Raw genomic sequence first — 18216 nt, forward strand, 5'->3', positions numbered from 1 at the left:
GGGGCAGGGCGGCGCCGCTCTCGGCCCCTTGGGTCGCCGCATTCATCCGCTCCGTCTCGCGGATCAGATCGCGGGCCATGACCCCCCAGACCGTGTATTCCTCGTTCACGTCATTGAGACCCATGGAATGGCTCAACGTAGCCTGCGGGTCGAAATCGACCACCAGCACGCGGTAGCCATCCAACGCCGCCGCATGGGCGAAGTGAAGCGCCACGGTAGATTTGCCAGCACCACCCTTGAAGTTGGCAATGGCGGCGCGGATTGCACGCTTTCCTTTCGGACGCTCCGGCATCAGTGATTTGCGGTTCACCTTCAAGCGCCGCCGCAGTTCATTTATCTCTTCGAGGCTATACCAGTGCTGACGCCCTTCCTCTTCGGTCTGACCCTGAGGCAAGGAAGGATCCGCCGCCAGCCGCCCGCGCAACGTGGATTGGTTGACCTTAAAGATCAGCTCCGCCACTTCCCAACTGGAAAAGCGCCTGAGCGTCTTCTCGTTCTCGGGCGAAAAGGTCTGCTGACGGATAAACCCCTGCATCTTGAGAGACTGCGCCTGTAGCCGGGCAAGGTCTTGGTGCGTGAACATACTGCTATCTGCCTATAATTATTCGGTTTTCCTCAAATGTCCCCGCGGGGACACGCCATTCAAGCGCCGCCCCTTGTTGTTCAGGACGCTAATTCCGGCGCTTTTCTGATTTACGCCTAACTTGATAAAGAAGTAAATCTGAATATTATGAGAATGGCGTTGTTTTATAGGGCTCCTTCCGAATCGGAGCGTCCCCTTTGGTTTAGTAAGCGCACGGGATCAGGGCCTCCGAATAGGGGACAGGCAAAACGTTCTCAGAGACTATTAGGGGACAACTTGAGCCTAATGAGGGACAACCAAGGTGTCCCCCTTAACCTATATTACCAAAGATTTCATTTTTAGAATGATGATCGCGAAGGCTATTCTGATCACGGCCCTTGACAGAATCGTAGCTTTGGACGCAAATCAGGCATGGCTGCTGAAAAGCGTTGAGTTTCTCAGACAGCAATCAAACTGGGACAAAGATCTCAGGTATCGAGGATATGCACAGCAACACGTGCAGCGAGAGGCGGGCAGGAATATGCTCCATAAAAAACTGGCGGGGCCGGGTGCTGCCGCGCGTAAATATGATCTGATCACCGCTCTGGGAGCTCATGCGCTTTCATTGGACAAGCATGACCAGCGTTTGATCTTGCGACTGATCACTTTGATGACCGCGCGGTACAACTGGGGTCGGGATGAGCTGTCGATGGGACAAAAGGAAATTGCGAGGCTGTGGTCATGCAACGAGCGAACGGTCAAACGGGAGCTGGCAAAACTGCGGGCACTTGGATGGCTGATCGTGAAGCGTCAGGGGGCACGTGGACGGGTGTCTACTTACGGGTTCGATATCGATTGCATGATGGCGGCCACACGCGGCATTTGGGCCGATGTGGGTCCGGACTTTGTTGTCAGGGTCGATGCACCACAAAATGAAAGTGTTGTGCCTTTTCCGGTCCAGGGAACTGCAGCCGCACCCGATATGACAGACACGACAGAATGGGGTCTGGCCCGCGCCGTGCTTTTTGCACAGGACGCAGGCCGGTTCGGGGCATGGCTACAGGCATTGGACCGCGCGGGCAGGGCAGGGGGGCGTCTGACCCTGAAGGCCCCCAGTCGCTTTCACGCGGCCTACGTGCAGACCCATCTGGATGGCGTTCTTCTGCGGGCCTGCCAAGAGGTGGACCCGACGGTCAGCGCCATCGAGATCGTCGATTAACTGCCGCGAACGGTGTCGATCATCAGTTGGACATTCTCAGGGTCCGCGTCAGGCGTGATCCCGTGGCCAAGGTTGAAGATATGCGGACCGCCGGACAATGCATCCACGATGGCACGCGTCTCTGATACAAGAGCATCGCCGCCTGTTACCATATGGGACGATTTAAGGTTGCCCTGCACGCAACCGCCGGTTTGCACATTCTCGGCAGCCCATGCCGCTGTCACACCATCATCAATCGCGATGCAGTCTGCACCGATGGCTTGATGTGCGCCCTTGTACCGTTCTCCCGCGCCGCGCGGGAAGGCAATCACAGGCACATGGGGATGAAGTGCTTTGATTTCTGAGGTGATCCGCTGCATCGGCTTAAGAGAATATTTCTCAAAATCAGCGCCTTGAAGTGATCCCGCCCAGCTGTCAAAAATCTTGACGACTTCCGCACCGGCCTTGATCTGTTCAGACAGATAGAGGATCGTCGCCTCGGTAATCCGCTCCATCACGGCATCGAACACGCCGACATTCTCTGATTTGAGCGCATGGGCTGGCCCCTGATCCGGCGTGCCCTGACCGGCGATCATATAAGTCGCAACGGTCCATGGTGCCCCGGCAAAACCGATCAGTGTGGTTTCCTCTGGCAGGCCATTCGCGAGGATTTTGACAGTCTCGTAGATCGGGCTGAGCGTGTCATGTATCGCATCGACCGGCTTAAGGGCGTCAACTTCGGCCTGTGTGGTGATCGTGGACAAACGCGGCCCTTCTCCAGTGACGAACCACAGATCGGCGCCAAGCGCCTGGGGGATCAAAAGAATGTCCGCAAACAGAATTGCCGCGTCAAAGCCGTAGCGGCGAATCGGCTGGAACGTAACCTCGGCGGCTAGTTCGGGGTTGTAGCAGAGCGACAGAAAATCACCGGCCTGCGCGCGGGTTGCCTTGTACTCCGGCAGGTAGCGACCGGCCTGCCGCATCATCCAGATGGGCGGCGTCGGCAGCGTTTCACCGGCAAGCGCACGCAGGATGGTTTTGTCTTTGGTCATATTCGGTCTTTCTGGCTAAAATCTCTGGGGCATCATGCTTTTTTCGGGAATTCGATACAAGAGTTGTCAGGCGAAGTTTACAGAGGTACGAAAGGGCATGACATTGAATCTTCCTACCCCGCTGACACCCCTCAATATTGGTACCCGTGGCTCTCCGCTGGCGCTCGCGCAGGCGCATGAAACACGTGAACGGCTGGCAAAGGCGTTTGACCTGCCGTTTGAGGCTTTTACGATTGTGGTGATCAAAACAACAGGGGACAAGATTATCGATCGTCCGCTGAAAGAGATCGGCGGTAAGGGTCTGTTCACCCGTGAAATCGAAGACGACATGTTGTCGGGCAAGATCGACATTGCGGTCCACTCGATGAAGGACATGCCGACGCTACAACCCGAAGGCCTTGTGTTAGAGACTTATTTGCCGCGTGAAGATGTGCGCGATGCGTTTATTTCTCCGCGGTCCAAGGGGCTGGATGAACTGGCTTCCGGTACGGTTGTTGGTACGTCGAGCTTGCGTCGCAAGGCGCAGTTGAAATTGCGGCGGCCCGATCTGGAAGTGGTCGAGTTTCGAGGCAACCTTCAAACGCGGCTTATGAAACTGGATCAGGGCGTGGCAGAGGCGACGTTTCTTGCCATGGCGGGGCTGAACCGTCTCGCGATGGACGAGGTGCCAAAAACTGCGATCGAGGTGGAGACAATGCTGCCCGCAGTTGCGCAGGGGGCCATCGGAATTGAGCGGCGTGTGAATGACACGCGCGTGGCCGAGATGCTCGAAGCCATCCATCATACACCAACCGGTCAGCGTCTAGCGGCAGAGCGGGCGTTTCTGGCGGCGTTGGACGGCTCTTGCGAAACGCCTATCGCCGGTCTGGCGGTGCTGGAGGGTGGCGACATCTGGCTGCGTGGTGAGGTCCTGAGGCCGGACGGATCAGAGGCCATAGATGACGCGTCACGCTGCCCGATTGAGGATGGACCGGATGCGGGCCGCGAGATGGCCGAGAAGTTGTTGGGGCAGGCTGGGCCTGCGTTCTTTGACTGGCGGCAATAGCGGCTGAATGCGCTATACCGCTTCCGCTTGCGCAGTCGCGGGTGGAATGGCGAAAAACCCTTTGGGCAGGCTGGCAGTCACTTCGGAAGAGAGCGGTAGGGGCAGATGCCATTCCGCTTCTGTGGCTTCTTCGTGCCGGTATCCGCCGAACTTCTCCAGCAATTTTTGCATCCCCGTGTTGTCACTGTGGATCAGCGCGTGCAGGCAAGTGACGCCACGCCTCTGCGCTTCCTGTGCCAGCGCATGAAACATCAGAATACCCAGTCCCGCGCGTTGGTGGCTGTCGATGATCGTCAAGGCGAACTCTGCCTCGGTGGGGTCCGCGTCTGTCCGGATAAACCGCGCCGTGCCAAGCGGCATGTCCGCGTCCGTCCCGATAGACACAGCCCCGATGGCAAAATGATTGTCTGTGCCTTCAGCGGCAAATCGATCAAGCTCTGCTTCGCTTAGCGCCTTATGTGGCGCAAGAAAGCGGAAAAAACGCGACTGGTTGGAAAGCTTGGTGAAACCGTCACGCAAAAGCGGCCTGTCCGCCGGGCCGATTTCACGGATCAGCACGGCCTCGCCGGTGCGCAACGTGGTGCGGAATGGGACCACGATGGACATCAGAACGCTCCGTACCAACCTGCCTTGAAAGCGCGGCCAAAGGCATGGCTTAACAACAATTAAGAGCCAATTACGCGACTGCGTGGCTGATCGCACATTGCTTCCACAAATGGGACAGCGCATCTACAAGATAGGCGATATCCTTGTCAGTGTGCAATGGGGAGGGGGTAAAGCGCAGACGCTCTGTTCCTTTGGGTACGGTCGGATAGTTGATGGGTTGTACGTAAATGCCCCATTCATCCATCAGATAGTCCGCCAGCATTCGCGTTTTCACGGGGTCTTTGATCATGACGGGAATGATGTGGCTGGTGTTATGCATATGGGGGATGCCTGCGCGGTCCAGAAGTTCGCGCAGTTTGGCGACCTGACGCTGTTGGCGTTCGCGCTCAACAGTGCTTTCCTTGAGGTGAATAACGGATGCACGTGCCGCAGCAGCGACTGCAGGGGGCAGGGCGGTCGTAAAGATAAATCCGGATGCGAAACTGCGGATGAAATCACAAAGCGCGGCAGAGCCGGTGATATAGCCACCGACAACGCCGAACGCCTTGCCAAGCGTCCCTTCGATCAAGGTGATGCGGTCGGCCAACCCCTCACGCTCGGATACACCGCCGCCACGCGGGCCGTACATGCCAACTGCGTGGACCTCATCCAGATAGGTCATCGCGCCATACTTTTCGGCCACGTCGACAATTTCCTTCATCGGACAAATATCACCGTCCATCGAATAGACGCTCTCGAAAGCGACGATCTTGGGCACATTGGCGGGCAGGGCGGCCAGCTTGGCCTCAAGGTCTTTCACATCGTTGTGCTTCCAGATGACTTTTTTCGCACGTGAATGACGGATACCTTCGATCATGGAGGCATGGTTGCCTGCATCGGAGAGGATTACACAATCGGGCAGGCGACTGCCCAGACAGGACAAAGCCGCCCAGTTAGAGACATATCCGGAGGTGAACAGAAGCGCGCTTTCCTTGCCGTGCAGGTCTGCGAGTTCCGCTTCCAACAGCAGGTGGTCGTGGTTGGTGCCGGATATATTGCGCGTGCCGCCCGCGCCAGTGCCCGTGCGTTTGACCGCCTCGCACATGGCGTCGATCACAAGAGGGTTCTGGCCCATGCCAAGGTAGTCGTTGGAACACCAGACCGTCACATCGCGCACTTCGCCGTCCACATGGTTAGACGCCCGTGGAAATTTGCCCGCATTGCGCTCTAACTCGGCGAAATAGCGGTAGTTGCCTTCGGACTTCAGGGTGTCGATCTGGTTTTGGAAGAGGGCATCAAAGTTCATGGGTCTTGTCCTTGGCTAGGGTCGTTGTCGTCTCTGGCAGCATCCAGCGCCAAAGCTTGGCATCGGGTAGCGGAACCACCATCAACCAGTGTTCAAGTGTCGCAAGCGCGGCGAGCGCCGTCAGAAGAGCGAAGCCGGTGCCGGCTGCGGTGGCACCGGAGGCAATGAGGCGTTCTGTAAAACAAACGGCGCTTATGCTCAGGAACGTTACGCCGATGGGAAAGGCCATGGTGACAGGCCCTTGGCGGAAATAGCTTTTGAGGTGCTGCAAGGGCTGCGGCACAAATTCGGTATTAATGCGGGGGACACCAAAAAACAGGTTCAACTTGGCAGAAATGCGCGCAGTAAAGAGGATCGTGTAGGTCCAGAAACCCACGTGGTTCTCTGCGCCTCGCGTTGCGGTCAGGATCAGCAGGAAACCGGCGAGCAGCAGTAACTCATGATAGCTGACGGTCTGCCATGCGCGGGCAAACCGTGCTCTGCCAGTCAATCCTGCGGGGCAGGGGCGGCGTTCGGGGCCGGTGATGACGCCTGCCAGAAAGGCAAGCTCGATCCAGCCCCAGATCAACAATGTGCTGATGAAGGCCACATAGACATTCAATACCGACTGCTCGACCGAGGAGATAACCAGACCTGCAGCGCCAAGCGCCAGCAGGGGGATCGACAGAAAGACGTTGCGGCCGTGGGCCACAGCATCCCCGCCGTCCGCCCGCCGCACCACCAGCAGGATCGCACCGGTGAAAAACCACCAGGCAAAAACAGCTGTTACAGCAGCGATGAAAGGGGAGGTGAAGGTCATGCTCGTGGTTTGCTCCTAGTACGCGGGCGCAAGGTGGGGCCGTACAGGGACGGCGTTCTTCTTGGCGGGAATGGTATAGAGCGCGACAAAGGCATAGGCCGCTTTCGCCATACCACTGACACGAGTGAGTGTGCCCCTTACACCACCACGCGCCTTGCCCTCGGCCACCTGCCGCGAGGCAGCTTCCATCCGGTCGAGATTTGGCCGCCAGCGCGGATGGTCGATGTCCAGTGTCATCGGGAACACCTGCTTGGAAATCTCGGACGTTTTGCGGAACACTTCCTGCCCGTACCACGTGACATCAACACCAAGGGCCTCGTGAAACAGCGGGCGTTGGTGATCGCGTACCCACATCGTCGAATAAACAGCCGTCAGGAAGAATTTGATCCAAAGCTTGTTTGCAAAGCTTTCGGTGAGTTTAGGGTCTGTTTTCAGCAGCAGGGCAAAGGCTTCGCCGTGGCTGAACTCATCATTGCACCATTCGCGGAACCACTTGAAAATCGGATGGAACCGCATCTCTGGGTTTTCCTCAAGATGGCGGTAGATGGTGATATAGCGGGCATACCCGATCTTCTCGGACAGGTAGGTCGCATAGTAAATGAACTTGGGGCGGAAGTAGGTATATTTCTTCTGCTGTGTGAGAAACCCAAGGTTCACACGGATGCCTGCTTCGCGCAGGGCATCATTGATGAAGCCGGCGTGCCGCGCTTCGTCCCGCGCCATCAGCTGGAACAGCTCTGTGATATCCTTGTTAGAGCCGCGCCGCTTCATTTCCTTGTAGAGGACACAGCCGGAAAATTCGGCGGTGCAGGAGGAGATGAGAAAGTCGATAAATTCGGCACGCAGCTTCGGCTCCATCCCGTCCCAATCCACGGTCCCCCAGTCTTCGTTCTTTTTGAAGTGCCCCTTGTTAGGGTCTGCTTTCATCGCGTTGATGAGCACATCCCAGTCTTCGCGCACAGGGCTGACATCGATTGCGTCCATTTCATCGAAATCAGTCGTGTAAAAGCGGGGCGTCAGCAGCGTGTTCTGCATTGCGACTTCGGTGGCCTGCTCTGATGTGATCATGCCGCTATCAAGCGCATCTTGCGCGGCGATCGCCTCGTCCGCTGTTGCGGCATAGGCAGAATGTGTCACGGGGGTTTTGGTATGGGCGTTCATGACATCACCTCTTCGGAGAAGGAAAATTCGCACAGTTCCATGAATTCGAAGTCACCGGTCAGACGTGTCCAGATCTGTTCGATCTTGGAAGCGCGGGTGATGGTGGCGGTGCGGTTTTCTTCGATGATCTCGCCGTAAGGGGCCATAATCTCGGCTCCGTGTACCAACACACTGTCGCCGGGGTTCACCACAGCGCCGTTGTTGAATTTCACATGCGCCGAAAGCTCCTCAAAGCGGTGCGAGATGGTTACGGTGCAGGGGGCGGTTTCCTTGGTTCTGGTTAGAAGTCCCATGTTTGAAGTCCCTTTGTTAAAATGAAGCGTTTGGCTAAACGCGTTAGTCGAGCAGCCTGGCGAAAGCTGCGATGTTATCTTGTCCGTATCCGATCAGTTCGATGGACCAACCGGTTGCGGGATCGATAATGGCGGTATGACCGTTTGCCCGGCGCACAAGGCGCAGGGGTGGATTGCCCGTTATGCCCTGAACTTTGCGTTCGCGCGCAACGGAGACCCAAATCACGTCGATGAACCCGGCTTTGTCTTTGAACGACCATGCGATTTCAGTGCCGTTTGCATCCTCAACCGTCACGCCGCCGCTGCGGGCACCGATCAGGGTGATGGGCCGTTCGGCCACGATTGCGCTTTCTGCGGGGACGCCGCGCAACGGCTGCTCGGTCAGCCGTGCAAAAGTGACGATGGCAAGGGTCAGAGCCATAAGGCCGAACATTGCGATGACCAGGATACGCGGGACCATTTCGCGGTCGCGCATCTTCATCTGGTTGGCGAGGGAATGTGTATATTCAGCCATCTGTCTACTCCGCCGCAATCGCGTCCGGGGCGGTGGACGTCCGTGTGACAACAGGTTCGGCTACACGCGTTTCTGCCGCATCGGCAAAGACGGCCGCGACGCGTGCGGCATCCGGAATGGCGCGAAAGGCAGGCTGGCTTGGATTGAAATGCCACGGACGCACGTGCGGCCATGTCATCATATAGCTCAGCCGTGTGTCGCCCAAGAGTTCAAACGCAAGCGTTCCCATACCGTTCTTTGTAAGCTTCAGACCCGCATTGCCGATCTGCACATAAGGCAGGTTCAGCGTCATGGTCAGCGCTGCACCGATCCGCATCGCGACACGCTTGTTCGTGAGCGTGTATACCGTGCTGCGCGACTGCGCGGTGGCCAACCCGAAAAGGATCAAAGCCGCCAATGCGCCTGCCAGCAAAAAGGGGACGCCATGCAACATCGCCTCTGACAGCGGCACGGTGGTCGAAGACACACCAATCCGCCAAACCGTCAGCAGCGCGAAATAGCCAAGCACCCAATTCATCTTCCAAGCTTCTTTCGCCAGGCGGAGGCTGTCGGGACGTCCCTGCCAGAGGATATGTTCCCCTTCCGGCAGAGCCTCTGGAAGGCCGGGGATGGGTTCGAATTTGAAATCGTCATGGTGCATGGTGCTATCCCTTGTTTTAGTGCCGGACCTGTGGCTGACAGGTCCGGTAAATGTTCTTAGATAACCGGCTCACCGCGTTTGGGGTCGGCGTACATCGTGCCGCCGCCGAAGTAGGCCATGATCTTTTCTTCTTCGAGCAACGTGATCTCTGACCCACCCTTGATTGTCGGGATGCCGTCGATGTTGGCCTCATAAAGCGAGCGGATGACGACACGGTCTGATTTGATGCGGGCAAAGTTCATCGGGATCATGCGGATCTTGCCCGACCCTTCGGGATTCACATCCATAGTGAGGTAGCGCACCAGTTGTTCCGGCACGTCGATCCACATATCGGTAATGCGCCCCACGACTTCACCGTCGCCCGTAACAACAGGCTTGCCACGTGGATCAGTGCCAGCCGAAACAGCGAAATCCACGAGTGCCGACATCGGCTGGATTTTGGCGTGACCATGTGCATCCAGCTCTGCCACATCACGGCGCGGTGCCCATGAGGCAGGCCCGACACCGTCCATCATCGCATCACCGGTCGGCATATAGGGCGATCCTGCTGCCTTGGAGGTGCGTTGCAATGCCAGCACGGGGCGGTCGGGGTTCTGGCCGGAGGGGACGGTTACTTCACCACGGCCATGCGGGAGGACGAATGTCTTGTCCTTGGGAACAGGAAACGGACCCTGATTTGGCGCAACCTGACCATCGTCGGTTTCCAGAGGATACCCTTCGCGCATGTTCTCGGTCTGAAGATAGTAAATCAGCCCCGCGAAAAAGATGTAGAATAGCCAGATCGCGGCAGATGCCAGATCGAAGTTACCGAAGAATTCTGTGCCAACCATTTTATTATGCCTCCGTGGGATGCGTTCGAATGTGTTCAGGTAGGGAATTCCGCGAGGCCCATAGGCTGCGGTGTCGTGTCATTCAGCGGGCGCGACCGGACCAAAGGCCCGAGTGCGATGAGGGTCACAAAAAGCAACCCGATCTCAAGGTGGTAGACGACCGAATAGCCGGTCGCGGCAGAGTTCAGACCCTCGCCCAGCGTGCCGTTCAGCGCGGCGACATTGATAATGTCGCGCAGCGCGCCGCCGATGAAGATGGATACACCCGCCGCCGTTGCCTGTGCCGCCCCCCAAGCGCCAAGGGCCAGACCCTTACCCGCGGTGCCCTGCACATTCAGCGACATGGCCGAGGTGAGCGTCGAGACAGAGAACAGGCCGCCGCCGATGCCGATGCCGAAAGCCCCGGCGAAGAACAGCACGCCTGAATTCATCGGGGCGGCAAAGATCACGGCGCAAAACGCCATGACACCCATCAGGATGCCACGCGCGGCCATACGGTGCGGGTTGATCGCGTTTCTGAGCCAGCGCGCCGCGAGGGCGAAACCGATCAGCGCACCCGTCGCCCACATCGCGGTCAGTAGTGTTGTCGCAGATACCGAAAGTCCGAGGATTTCACCGCCGTAAGGTTCCAGCAACACGTCTTGCATGTTGAAAGCCAGCGTCCCGAAAAAGACGACGACCAGAAGGCGTGTCACTTCGCGGTCCCTCGTGAAATCCGCCCAGGCATCGCGGAAAAGCGGCTTGGGCGCGTCACGCTCCGCCTTCGTCATTGGGGCGACTTTTTCCTGTTTCCACAGGGCGATGACGTTCAGCAGTATCGTCACGACGGCGGTGCCTTGCACGACCTGCACCAACCGCAAGGCACTGAAATCACGTAGCAAGGTGCCAATGATGATTGCCGAAAACGCCATGCCGATCAGGAACATAACATAAAGTAGGGCGACAACCTGTGGCCGCGTTTCTTCGGTCGCACGGTCGGCAGCGAGGGCCAGACCGGCGGTCTGGGTCATGTGCATGCCAAGGCCCGTCAGCAGGAAGGCCAAGGCGGCCCCGACTTCGCCAGCCCAAGACGGGCCGGCCACCTGATCACCGGACAAAAGCAACAGGCCCATCGGCATGATCGCCAAACCGCCGAATTGCCACATGGAGCCGAACCAGAGGTAGGGAATACGCTTCCACCCGATCGCGGAGCGGTAGGTGTCGGAGCGGAACCCCAAGAGCGCACGGAAGGGCGCAACCAGCACAGGGATCGCGATCATGATCGCGACGATCCATGCCATCACGCCCAGCTCGACGATCATCACGCGGTTAAGCGTGCCCAAAAGCATCACGCTCGCCATGCCGACGCTGATCTGGAAAAGCGAGAGCCGTAGAAGCTGGCGCAGTGGCAGCTGTTCAGACACGGCGTCAGAGAAGGGCAACATGCCAAGGCCAAGCGACTTGATATGGTTGCGCGACAGGATCATGGGCGGAATTCCAGCGCGTTGGAGATATAGAAACCCGATGTCACACGCTCAACGTCGCGCAGGCGACCTGATTTGAGGCTATGGGCCAGAACCGCAGTGGAATGAGGGACCATCGTGGGGGAGCGGTCATTGCGGGGAAACAGTTTCCCGATCCGCCACATGGCCATCAACAGCGGTGTTCGTGGTGCCACAGTAAAGATCATCTTCTGGCGCAGGCGCGGGGCAAGCCCATGCAGGATTTCTGCGATATCTTGAGCTGTGTAATAGATCATGCTGTCCATCGCGACGACATGATCGAAGCAGCCCAGGGCAGGGGACAACATGTCACCCGCACGAAAGGTCAACCGGTCATGTAGACTGTTGGGCGTGCGTTTGCGCGCGATATCAACGAGTTGAGGGGAAATATCCACGCCGATAACCTCGGCCCCACGCTCGGCCATCTCGAACGCGAGCGCGCCGGTGCCACAACCGGCGTCGAGAATGCGTGCCCCTTTGAGATCAGCAGGGAGCTGGCTCAGGATTACATCGCGCATCCGGTCGCGGCCTGCACGGACTGTCGCACGGATACCAGAAACGGGCACATCCGAGGTCAGACGTTCCCATGCTTTCGTGGCGGTACTGTCAAAATAGGTCTCAACCCGCGCACGGGTGCGGATATAACCGTCGCTGCCGCTGAACGCTTTGCCGGGCTGAGGCATATTTTCACCATCAAGCATCAATCAAATCCCAACAGATCAAAAATTTCACGGTCGGGCAGAGACTTTGGTGCCAGCGGGTCTGTGCCGTTCCACAGCGTCTCGGCCAGACGGATGTATTCCTTTTGAACGGCGGCGATATCGTCATCCAGATCCATCTCGAACAGGGTCTTCTTCTTGAGACGCGAGCGGCGGATGGCATCAAGGTCAGGTAAGTGGGCCAAACGGTTGAAACCCGCGGTATCGCAATACCGGTCGACTTCGTTGGTGTCTTTGGACCGGTTGGCGACACATCCGGCCAGGCGGACCTTGTAATTTGCCGATTTCGCCTCAACCGCCGCAATGATCCGGTTCATTGCATAGATGCTGTCAAAATCATTGGCCGTCACGATCAACGCCCGATCCGCATGTTGCAGAGGGGCGGCAAAACCACCGCAAACCACATCACCCAACACGTCAAAGATCACCACGTCAGTGTCATCCAGCAGGTGATGCTGTTTGAGCAATTTCACGGTTTGGCCCACGACATACCCGCCGCAACCTGTGCCCGCAGGGGGGCCACCTGCCTCAACACATTTCACACCGTTGTAGCCGTCGAACACAAAATCCTCGACGCGCAGCTCTTCGGGGTGGAAATCAACCTCCTTCAGAATGTCGATGACGGTCGGCACAAGGCGGCCTGTCAGGGTAAAGGTGCTGTCATGCTTGGGGTCACAGCCGATTTGCAGCACACGCTTGCCCAGCTTGGAAAACGCGGCGGACAGATTGGATGATGTCGTCGATTTACCGATCCCGCCCTTGCCATAGACGGCAAAGACCTTTGCGCCTTCGATCTTGGCATCGTCATCCTGATGCACCTGAACGGAGCCTTCTCCGTCCTGACCGCGCAGATGCGGTATGCCTTTATCCAGTGGGCTCATGAGGTTATCCCTTTCTATCCGGTGTGACGGGTCATTCGGCTGCAATGCCCTCTAGTTGATCTTCGATGGCGTCTGCTGCGTTCTGCAGCGCTTCAAGTGTCGCTTCATCCGGTTGCCAGTAATCGCGGTCTGAGGCCTCGAGCAGCCGGTTGGCCATACGCATCGATGCTTGCGGGTTGAGGTCTGCCAGACGTTTGCGCATTTCGTCATCCAGCACAAAAGTCTCGCTCAGCTGTTGATAGACCCAAGGTTCGACCTTGCCGGTGGTTGCGCTCCAACCGACGGTATTGGTGATGTTCGCCTCAATCTGGCGGACCCCCTCGTGGCCGTGCTTTAGCAGTCCTTCGAAATATTTCGGGTTCAGATTGCGGGCGCGTGTTTCAAGCGCGACCTGATCTTGCAAGGTGCGGACCGTGGCACCGCCGCGTGTCTGATCACCGATGTAGATGGGTGTTGTATCGCTGCCCTTGGCGCGTTTCACCGCAGAGGCGATGCCGCCAAGCGTATCGAAATAATGGTCGACCGTGGTGACGCCCAGCTCAACTGATTCAAGGTTCTGATAGGCAAGGTCCACATTGGCCAGTGTGTTCTGCAACAAATCGCTTTGCTGGCTGGCTTCACCATCGGTGCCGTAGGCAAAGCTTTTGCGGGCCTGATAGGCATCGGCCAGATCATTCTCGTCCTCGAAAGTGGAGTTATCGACCATCTGGTTGACGTTGGAGCCATAGGCACCTTCGGCGTTCGAGAACACGCGCAAAGCGGCGGTTTTCATGTCGCATCCATGCTCGGCCATGTAGGCAAGCGCGTGCTGGCGGATGGGGTTCAGTGCCTCGGGCTCGTCAGCCATGGCGCATTGTAGTGCAGCATCGGCCATCAACTTGGTCTGCAAGGGCAGCAGATCGCGAAAGATGCCCGAGAGTGTGACGATCACATCTACGCGGGCGCGGCCCAACTCTTCGAGGGTCAAAAGATCAGCCCCACACAGACGGCCGTTGCGGTCAAACCGTGGCTTTGCGCCCATCAGGTTGAGCGCCTGCGCCATGGGCACACCGTTCGATTTGATATTGTCACTGCCCCACAGCACCAATGCCACCGTCCGCGGAAGGCTTTTGTGCGTTTCGATCAATTCATGGGCCTGAACGGCACCGTCCTTCATGGCGAATGCCGTCGGCATCCGGAACGGATCGAATGCGTGTATGTTGCGGCCCGTGGGCAGGATTTCGGGCGCGCGGATCACATCGCCACCGGGCACGGGGCTGATGAATTGAGCGTTCAACGCACGCATCAGGGCAGGCAGCTCGTGATCATCAGACAGCAGTTTATCGGTATCCGCGCGATGCTGAGCGTCGCGGAAATCCATTAGGTTAAGCATATCTGTGCGCTCTTCTGCCGACAGCTTCTTGCCAACGATGTGCAGGCCGTCAGGGATCAGCGCGTCTTCGGTCTCCAGCAGTTGCAGCCAGAGGGTGTCGGGATCGGTGCCATCCATATCAACGGCGTCAGCCTGCACTGCAATGAGGTCCGCGATATCGCCGCGAGCCGGATCGCCGCCAGGCATCGCACGCCAGCGCTGCATACTGTCTTTGAGGTCGGCCAAACCGCGATAAAGGCCAGCGGTTTGCAAAGGTGGAGTCAGATAGGTGACGGTCACAGCATTGCTGCGGCGCTTGGCAAGGGTCGCCTCGGACGGGTTATTCGCGGCATAAAGGTAGATGTTGGGAAGATTGCCTATCATCCGGTCCGGCCAATCCGCACCGCAAAGACCATTTTGCTTACCGGGCATAAATTCCAGCGCGCCGTGCATGCCGAAATGTAGGACGGCATCAGCGCGTAGATCGTCTTTGATGTACTGGTAAAACGCGTTGAAGGCATGGGTCGGGGCAAATCCGCCTTCGAACAGCAGGCGCATCGGATCGCCCTCATAGCCAAAGGTGGGCTGTACGCCGACGAACACCTTGCCGAATTGCGCCCCGAGGATGAAGACCTCGCGCCCGTTTGATTGTTTCTTGCCGGGGGCAGGGCCCCAGACTGCTTCGATCTCTTCCAGCCATGGCGTGCGCTGCACAATCTGATTGGCGCTAACGGTGGCGGCGATATTGGCTTCTTGGCCGTAGGTTTTGGCGTTGCCGTTCAGGATGTACTCGCGCAGGGCGTCGACACTCGTGGGCGGAGTAAGGTCGTACCCGTCGTCCGCCAGACGGTGCAATGTGTTAAAGAGGCTTTCAAAAACGGCGAGGTACGCGGCGGTGCCCACCGCCCCTGCGTTGGGCGGAAAACCGAACAGTACGATGGCGAGCGTCTTGTCTGCGTTTGCTTTGCGGCGCAGATGGCCCAAACGTTCAGCCTTGTCCGCCAATGCGTCGATACGCTCCAGACAGGGGGACATGGCTTTGTCGTTGCCTATGGCCTGACACTTGTGCGCACAACCGCTGCATCCGTCGCTGCCGTGACGGCCTGCGAAAACAGTCGGATTGGTTGCGCCGTCGATCTCGGGCAGTGCGATCAGGATGGTGGATTCAATCGGGCTGAGCCCTTGGTCACCGATCGCCCATTGATTCAACGTCTGGAATTCGAGGGGCTGCGCCGACAGATACGGCACGTCCAATGCCTCAAGCGCTGCAACGGCAGCGGGGCTGTCGTTATAGGCCGGACCGCCAACAAGAGAAAATCCGGTGAGCGAGACCATCGCATCAATGCCGCCAAAGTAGGCATCAAGAGCAGGGCGGCCATCAAGCCCGCCGGCAAAAGCGGGGATCACCCGCATGCCGCGCGCCTCAAACGTGCGGATCACGTGGTCGTAATGCGCGGTATCACCAGCGAGGATATAGCTGCGCAGCATCAGCAGACCAATGGTTGGACCATCGCCCGAAACGGGCATATCGGCCAGATCTGTGACGATCCCCTTCTGGGGAAGATCAGGGTGGTAAAGCCCCACTTCCGGATATTCCACGGGCAGAGCCGCATCTGTGCCAAGCCATTCGGGGCGCGAGGTGGCGTAGCGCGACAGGATGAAGCGCACCATGCTTTCGATGTTCTCGTCCGAGCCACCCAACCAATACTGCATCGCCAAAAACCAAGCCCGCAGGTCTTGGGATTTGCCCGGGATCAGTCTCAGAATTTTCGGCAACCGGCGCAGCATCTTGGTCATGTCACGTCCGGATGATCCTGACTTGCCGGAGGGTTTGAGCTTTTTCAAAAGCCCCATCACGCCGGATGCCGGACGCGACATATCCAGATCGCCCATGCGCGTCAGCTGCACGATTTCCTGATCGGCGATGACATTGATCATCGCATCACAAACGTCACGCCGAGCTTTCAAATCGTCCAAAATCGCATGCACCTGATCTTCGAGGAAGATCACCGACGTCACGATGATATCCGCACGCGCAACATCTGCACGTGCCGCCTCCAGCGCTGCGGGGCTTTTCTCCCATTCGGCAGCCGCGTGGATGATGAGGCGCAGGCCGTCAAAATCCTGCGCAAGACGCGGGGCAACCCGTGCCGCAGGACCCGCTGCGTGGCGGTCCAACGTCAGCAACACGACGTTGTAAGGCTTATGGGTTACATCATCGCGCAAAGTGGGCTTTGGCCTCATACAGGGTGTCGATTGAAATTTCTTGCAGACCTTTGTCCGCCGCATAGCTTTCGGTATTGCGCCGCGCCTTGCCGCGTACAAAAAACGGTATCTTCTTGAGCTCCCGCTCCGCTTGATCCAGCCAGATGACCTCACCGGTGGGCTGAACCTCCGGCTTCATCTTTCCACTATCACTCACGGGCGCTTGCGCCCCTCCGGCGGACGCTGCAGGCGCGTGGCCCCCGTGATGGGACGGGCCCGCCGCATCATTGAACTCGAAATCCTCTCGGAACATGTGCAGCAGATGCTCTTCCAGCCCCATCACCAGCGGGTGGATCCAGGTATCGAAAATCACATTGGCACCCTCAAATCCCATCTGTGGGGAATAGCGGGCGGGAAAGTCCTGCACATGGACAGGCGCAGATATGACGGCGCAGGGAATACCCAGACGCTTGCCGATGTGGCGCTCCATCTGTGTGCCGAGGATCATCTCGGGCTGCAGTGCTTCGATGGTGCGCTCTACCTCAAGGTAGTCGTCGGTGATCAGCGCTTCCAAACCGAATTCTTTGGCCAAGGCACGCACGGGGCGGGCTTGTTCGCGGTTGTAGCATCCCATGCCTGCAACTTCGAAACCCATCTCGTCGCGCGCAATGCGCGCTGCTGTCAGAACATGGGTGCCGTCCCCAAAGATGAATACACGCTTGCCGGTCAAATACGTTGAGTCGACGGAGCGCGACCACCATGTCTGGCGCAGCCTGTCTGTGTCGATCTGTGCGATTGAGTCTGAAAGACTGCGCACCTCGGCGATAAAGTCGTAGGTGGCACCAGCGCCGATAGGAATTACCTTGGTATAAGGCTGATCGAATTTCTTCTCGCAATACCGTGCCGCTTGTTCGCCCGTTTCGGGATAGAGCAGGACATTGAAATGGGCCTGACCCATCTTGGCGATGTCGGAAGGGGTTGCTCCCATGGGCGCGGTTACATTGACCTCGATCCCCAGCTCATAAAGCAGGTTGGTGATTTCCTGAACGTCGTCGCGATGGCGAAAGCCCAAAGCCGTCGGCCCGATGATGTTGCACGACATGCGCGCGGTCTTTTCCATCGGTTTGGCGAGGTGTCTGACGATCTGGAAGAACGTCTCGTCTGCGCCGAAATTTTCCTTGCGCTGATAGCTGGGCAATTCAAGCGGGATCACAGGGATATCAAGGCCCATGGTTTCGGCCAGACCGCCGGGATCGTCCTGGATCAGTTCGGCCGTACAGGACGCACCGACAATGATCGCTTCGGGTTTGAAGCGGTCATAGGCATCTTGGCAGGCGCGTTTGAACAGGCCGGCTGTGTCGGACCCCAGATCACGGGCCTGAAATGTTGTGTAGGTAACCGGCGGGCGATGGTCGCGCCGCTCAATCATAGTGAACAGCAGATCGGCATAGGTGTCACCCTGCGGGGCGTGCAGGACGTAGTGCAGACCCTTCATGCCGGTTGCAACGCGCATGGCACCAACATGCGGCGGGCCTTCATATGTCCAGACGGTGAGCTTCATTTAAAAGGCCTGCGTGTGTTTGTTCGGACAGGT

At 58.0% G+C, this 18216-nt stretch carries 17 protein-coding genes; 2 read left to right on the forward strand and 15 right to left on the reverse strand.

The genetic code is table 11. The features are described 5' to 3' along the window. Nucleotides 1-583: nucleotide-binding protein (locus Z946_RS0100490; protein WP_025053787.1), on the reverse strand; the 583-nt coding region annotated here is incomplete at its 3' end. Between the two features lie 520 nt (nucleotides 584-1103). Between Z946_RS0100490 and Z946_RS0100495 the strand changes: the two genes are divergently transcribed. Further along, nucleotides 1104-1781, forward strand: coding sequence for a hypothetical protein (locus tag Z946_RS0100495; RefSeq protein ID WP_025053788.1), 678 nt, complete (start codon nucleotides 1104-1106; stop codon nucleotides 1779-1781). Here Z946_RS0100495 and hemE read toward each other — a convergent pair. Beyond that, complete coding sequence (gene hemE / locus Z946_RS0100500; protein ID WP_025053789.1) at nucleotides 1778-2812, reverse strand: uroporphyrinogen decarboxylase; 1035 nt, start codon at nucleotides 2810-2812, stop codon at nucleotides 1778-1780. The two genes, Z946_RS0100495 and hemE, sit on opposite strands and share 4 nt — an antisense overlap. A 97-nt stretch (nucleotides 2813-2909) precedes the next feature. Here hemE and hemC point away from each other — a divergent pair, with 97 nt between their 5' ends. After that, nucleotides 2910-3857, forward strand: coding sequence for a hydroxymethylbilane synthase (gene hemC / locus Z946_RS0100505; protein ID WP_025053790.1), 948 nt, complete (start codon nucleotides 2910-2912; stop codon nucleotides 3855-3857). 12 nt (nucleotides 3858-3869) lie between these two features. On the opposite strand, the gene Z946_RS20930 is transcribed toward hemC, so the two are convergent. From Z946_RS20930 to bchB, 13 genes are all read right to left on the reverse strand, one after another. Further along, entirely contained in the window at nucleotides 3870-4463 is a 594-nt protein-coding gene (locus tag Z946_RS20930; RefSeq protein ID WP_025053791.1) for a GNAT family N-acetyltransferase, read from the reverse strand. A 70-nt stretch (nucleotides 4464-4533) separates the two neighbouring features. Then, nucleotides 4534-5748 carry a 5-aminolevulinate synthase gene (gene hemA / locus Z946_RS0100515; protein WP_025053792.1) on the reverse strand — a complete coding sequence of 405 codons (1215 nt, stop codon included), beginning with the start codon at nucleotides 5746-5748 and terminating at the stop codon, nucleotides 4534-4536. Next, on the reverse strand, nucleotides 5738-6547 hold the full coding sequence (gene puhE / locus Z946_RS0100520) for a putative photosynthetic complex assembly protein PuhE (RefSeq protein ID WP_025053793.1): 810 nt from the start codon (nucleotides 6545-6547) through the stop codon (nucleotides 5738-5740). Before puhE ends, hemA begins: the two co-directional genes overlap by 11 nt. 15 nt (nucleotides 6548-6562) lie before the next feature. Beyond that, nucleotides 6563-7708 (reverse strand): magnesium-protoporphyrin IX monomethyl ester (oxidative) cyclase, encoded by a 1146-nt coding sequence (gene acsF / locus Z946_RS0100525; protein ID WP_037968973.1) that lies wholly within the window; start codon nucleotides 7706-7708, stop codon nucleotides 6563-6565. Next, nucleotides 7705-8001: a hypothetical protein gene (locus tag Z946_RS0100530; protein ID WP_025053795.1), complete on the reverse strand. Its 297-nt coding sequence runs from the start codon at nucleotides 7999-8001 to the stop codon at nucleotides 7705-7707. The genes acsF and Z946_RS0100530 overlap by 4 nt, the downstream gene beginning before the upstream one ends. 43 nt (nucleotides 8002-8044) lie before the next feature. Next, entirely contained in the window at nucleotides 8045-8515 is a 471-nt protein-coding gene (gene puhC / locus Z946_RS0100535; protein WP_025053796.1) for a photosynthetic complex assembly protein PuhC, read from the reverse strand. Between the two features lie 4 nt (nucleotides 8516-8519). Then, a complete protein-coding gene (puhB, locus tag Z946_RS0100540; RefSeq protein WP_025053797.1) occupies nucleotides 8520-9155 on the reverse strand; it encodes a photosynthetic complex putative assembly protein PuhB in 636 nt (211 codons plus the stop codon). 56 nt (nucleotides 9156-9211) lie between these two features. Continuing rightward, nucleotides 9212-9985 (reverse strand): photosynthetic reaction center subunit H, encoded by a 774-nt coding sequence (puhA, locus tag Z946_RS0100545; RefSeq protein WP_025053798.1) that lies wholly within the window; start codon nucleotides 9983-9985, stop codon nucleotides 9212-9214. 35 nt (nucleotides 9986-10020) lie between these two features. After that, nucleotides 10021-11451, reverse strand: a complete 1431-nt coding sequence (locus tag Z946_RS0100550; RefSeq protein ID WP_025053799.1) for a PucC family protein — start codon at nucleotides 11449-11451, stop codon at nucleotides 10021-10023. Next, the gene (bchM, locus tag Z946_RS0100555) at nucleotides 11448-12167 is read right to left on the reverse strand and encodes a magnesium protoporphyrin IX methyltransferase (RefSeq protein ID WP_025053800.1); all 720 of its coding nucleotides are present in this window, start codon (nucleotides 12165-12167) and stop codon (nucleotides 11448-11450) included. Before bchM ends, Z946_RS0100550 begins: the two co-directional genes overlap by 4 nt. Further along, a complete protein-coding gene (gene bchL, locus Z946_RS0100560; protein ID WP_025053801.1) occupies nucleotides 12167-13066 on the reverse strand; it encodes a ferredoxin:protochlorophyllide reductase (ATP-dependent) iron-sulfur ATP-binding protein in 900 nt (299 codons plus the stop codon). The genes bchM and bchL overlap by 1 nt, the downstream gene beginning before the upstream one ends. A 31-nt stretch (nucleotides 13067-13097) precedes the next feature. Beyond that, nucleotides 13098-16661 (reverse strand): cobaltochelatase subunit CobN, encoded by a 3564-nt coding sequence (locus tag Z946_RS0100565; protein WP_152540536.1) that lies wholly within the window; start codon nucleotides 16659-16661, stop codon nucleotides 13098-13100. After that, on the reverse strand, nucleotides 16633-18183 hold the full coding sequence (gene bchB, locus Z946_RS0100570) for a ferredoxin:protochlorophyllide reductase (ATP-dependent) subunit B (RefSeq protein WP_025053803.1): 1551 nt from the start codon (nucleotides 18181-18183) through the stop codon (nucleotides 16633-16635). The genes Z946_RS0100565 and bchB overlap by 29 nt, the downstream gene beginning before the upstream one ends. Between the last annotated feature and the right edge of the window lie 33 nt (nucleotides 18184-18216).

This window comes from Sulfitobacter noctilucicola (assembly GCF_000622385.1).
Lineage (GTDB): Bacteria > Pseudomonadota > Alphaproteobacteria > Rhodobacterales > Rhodobacteraceae > Sulfitobacter > Sulfitobacter noctilucicola.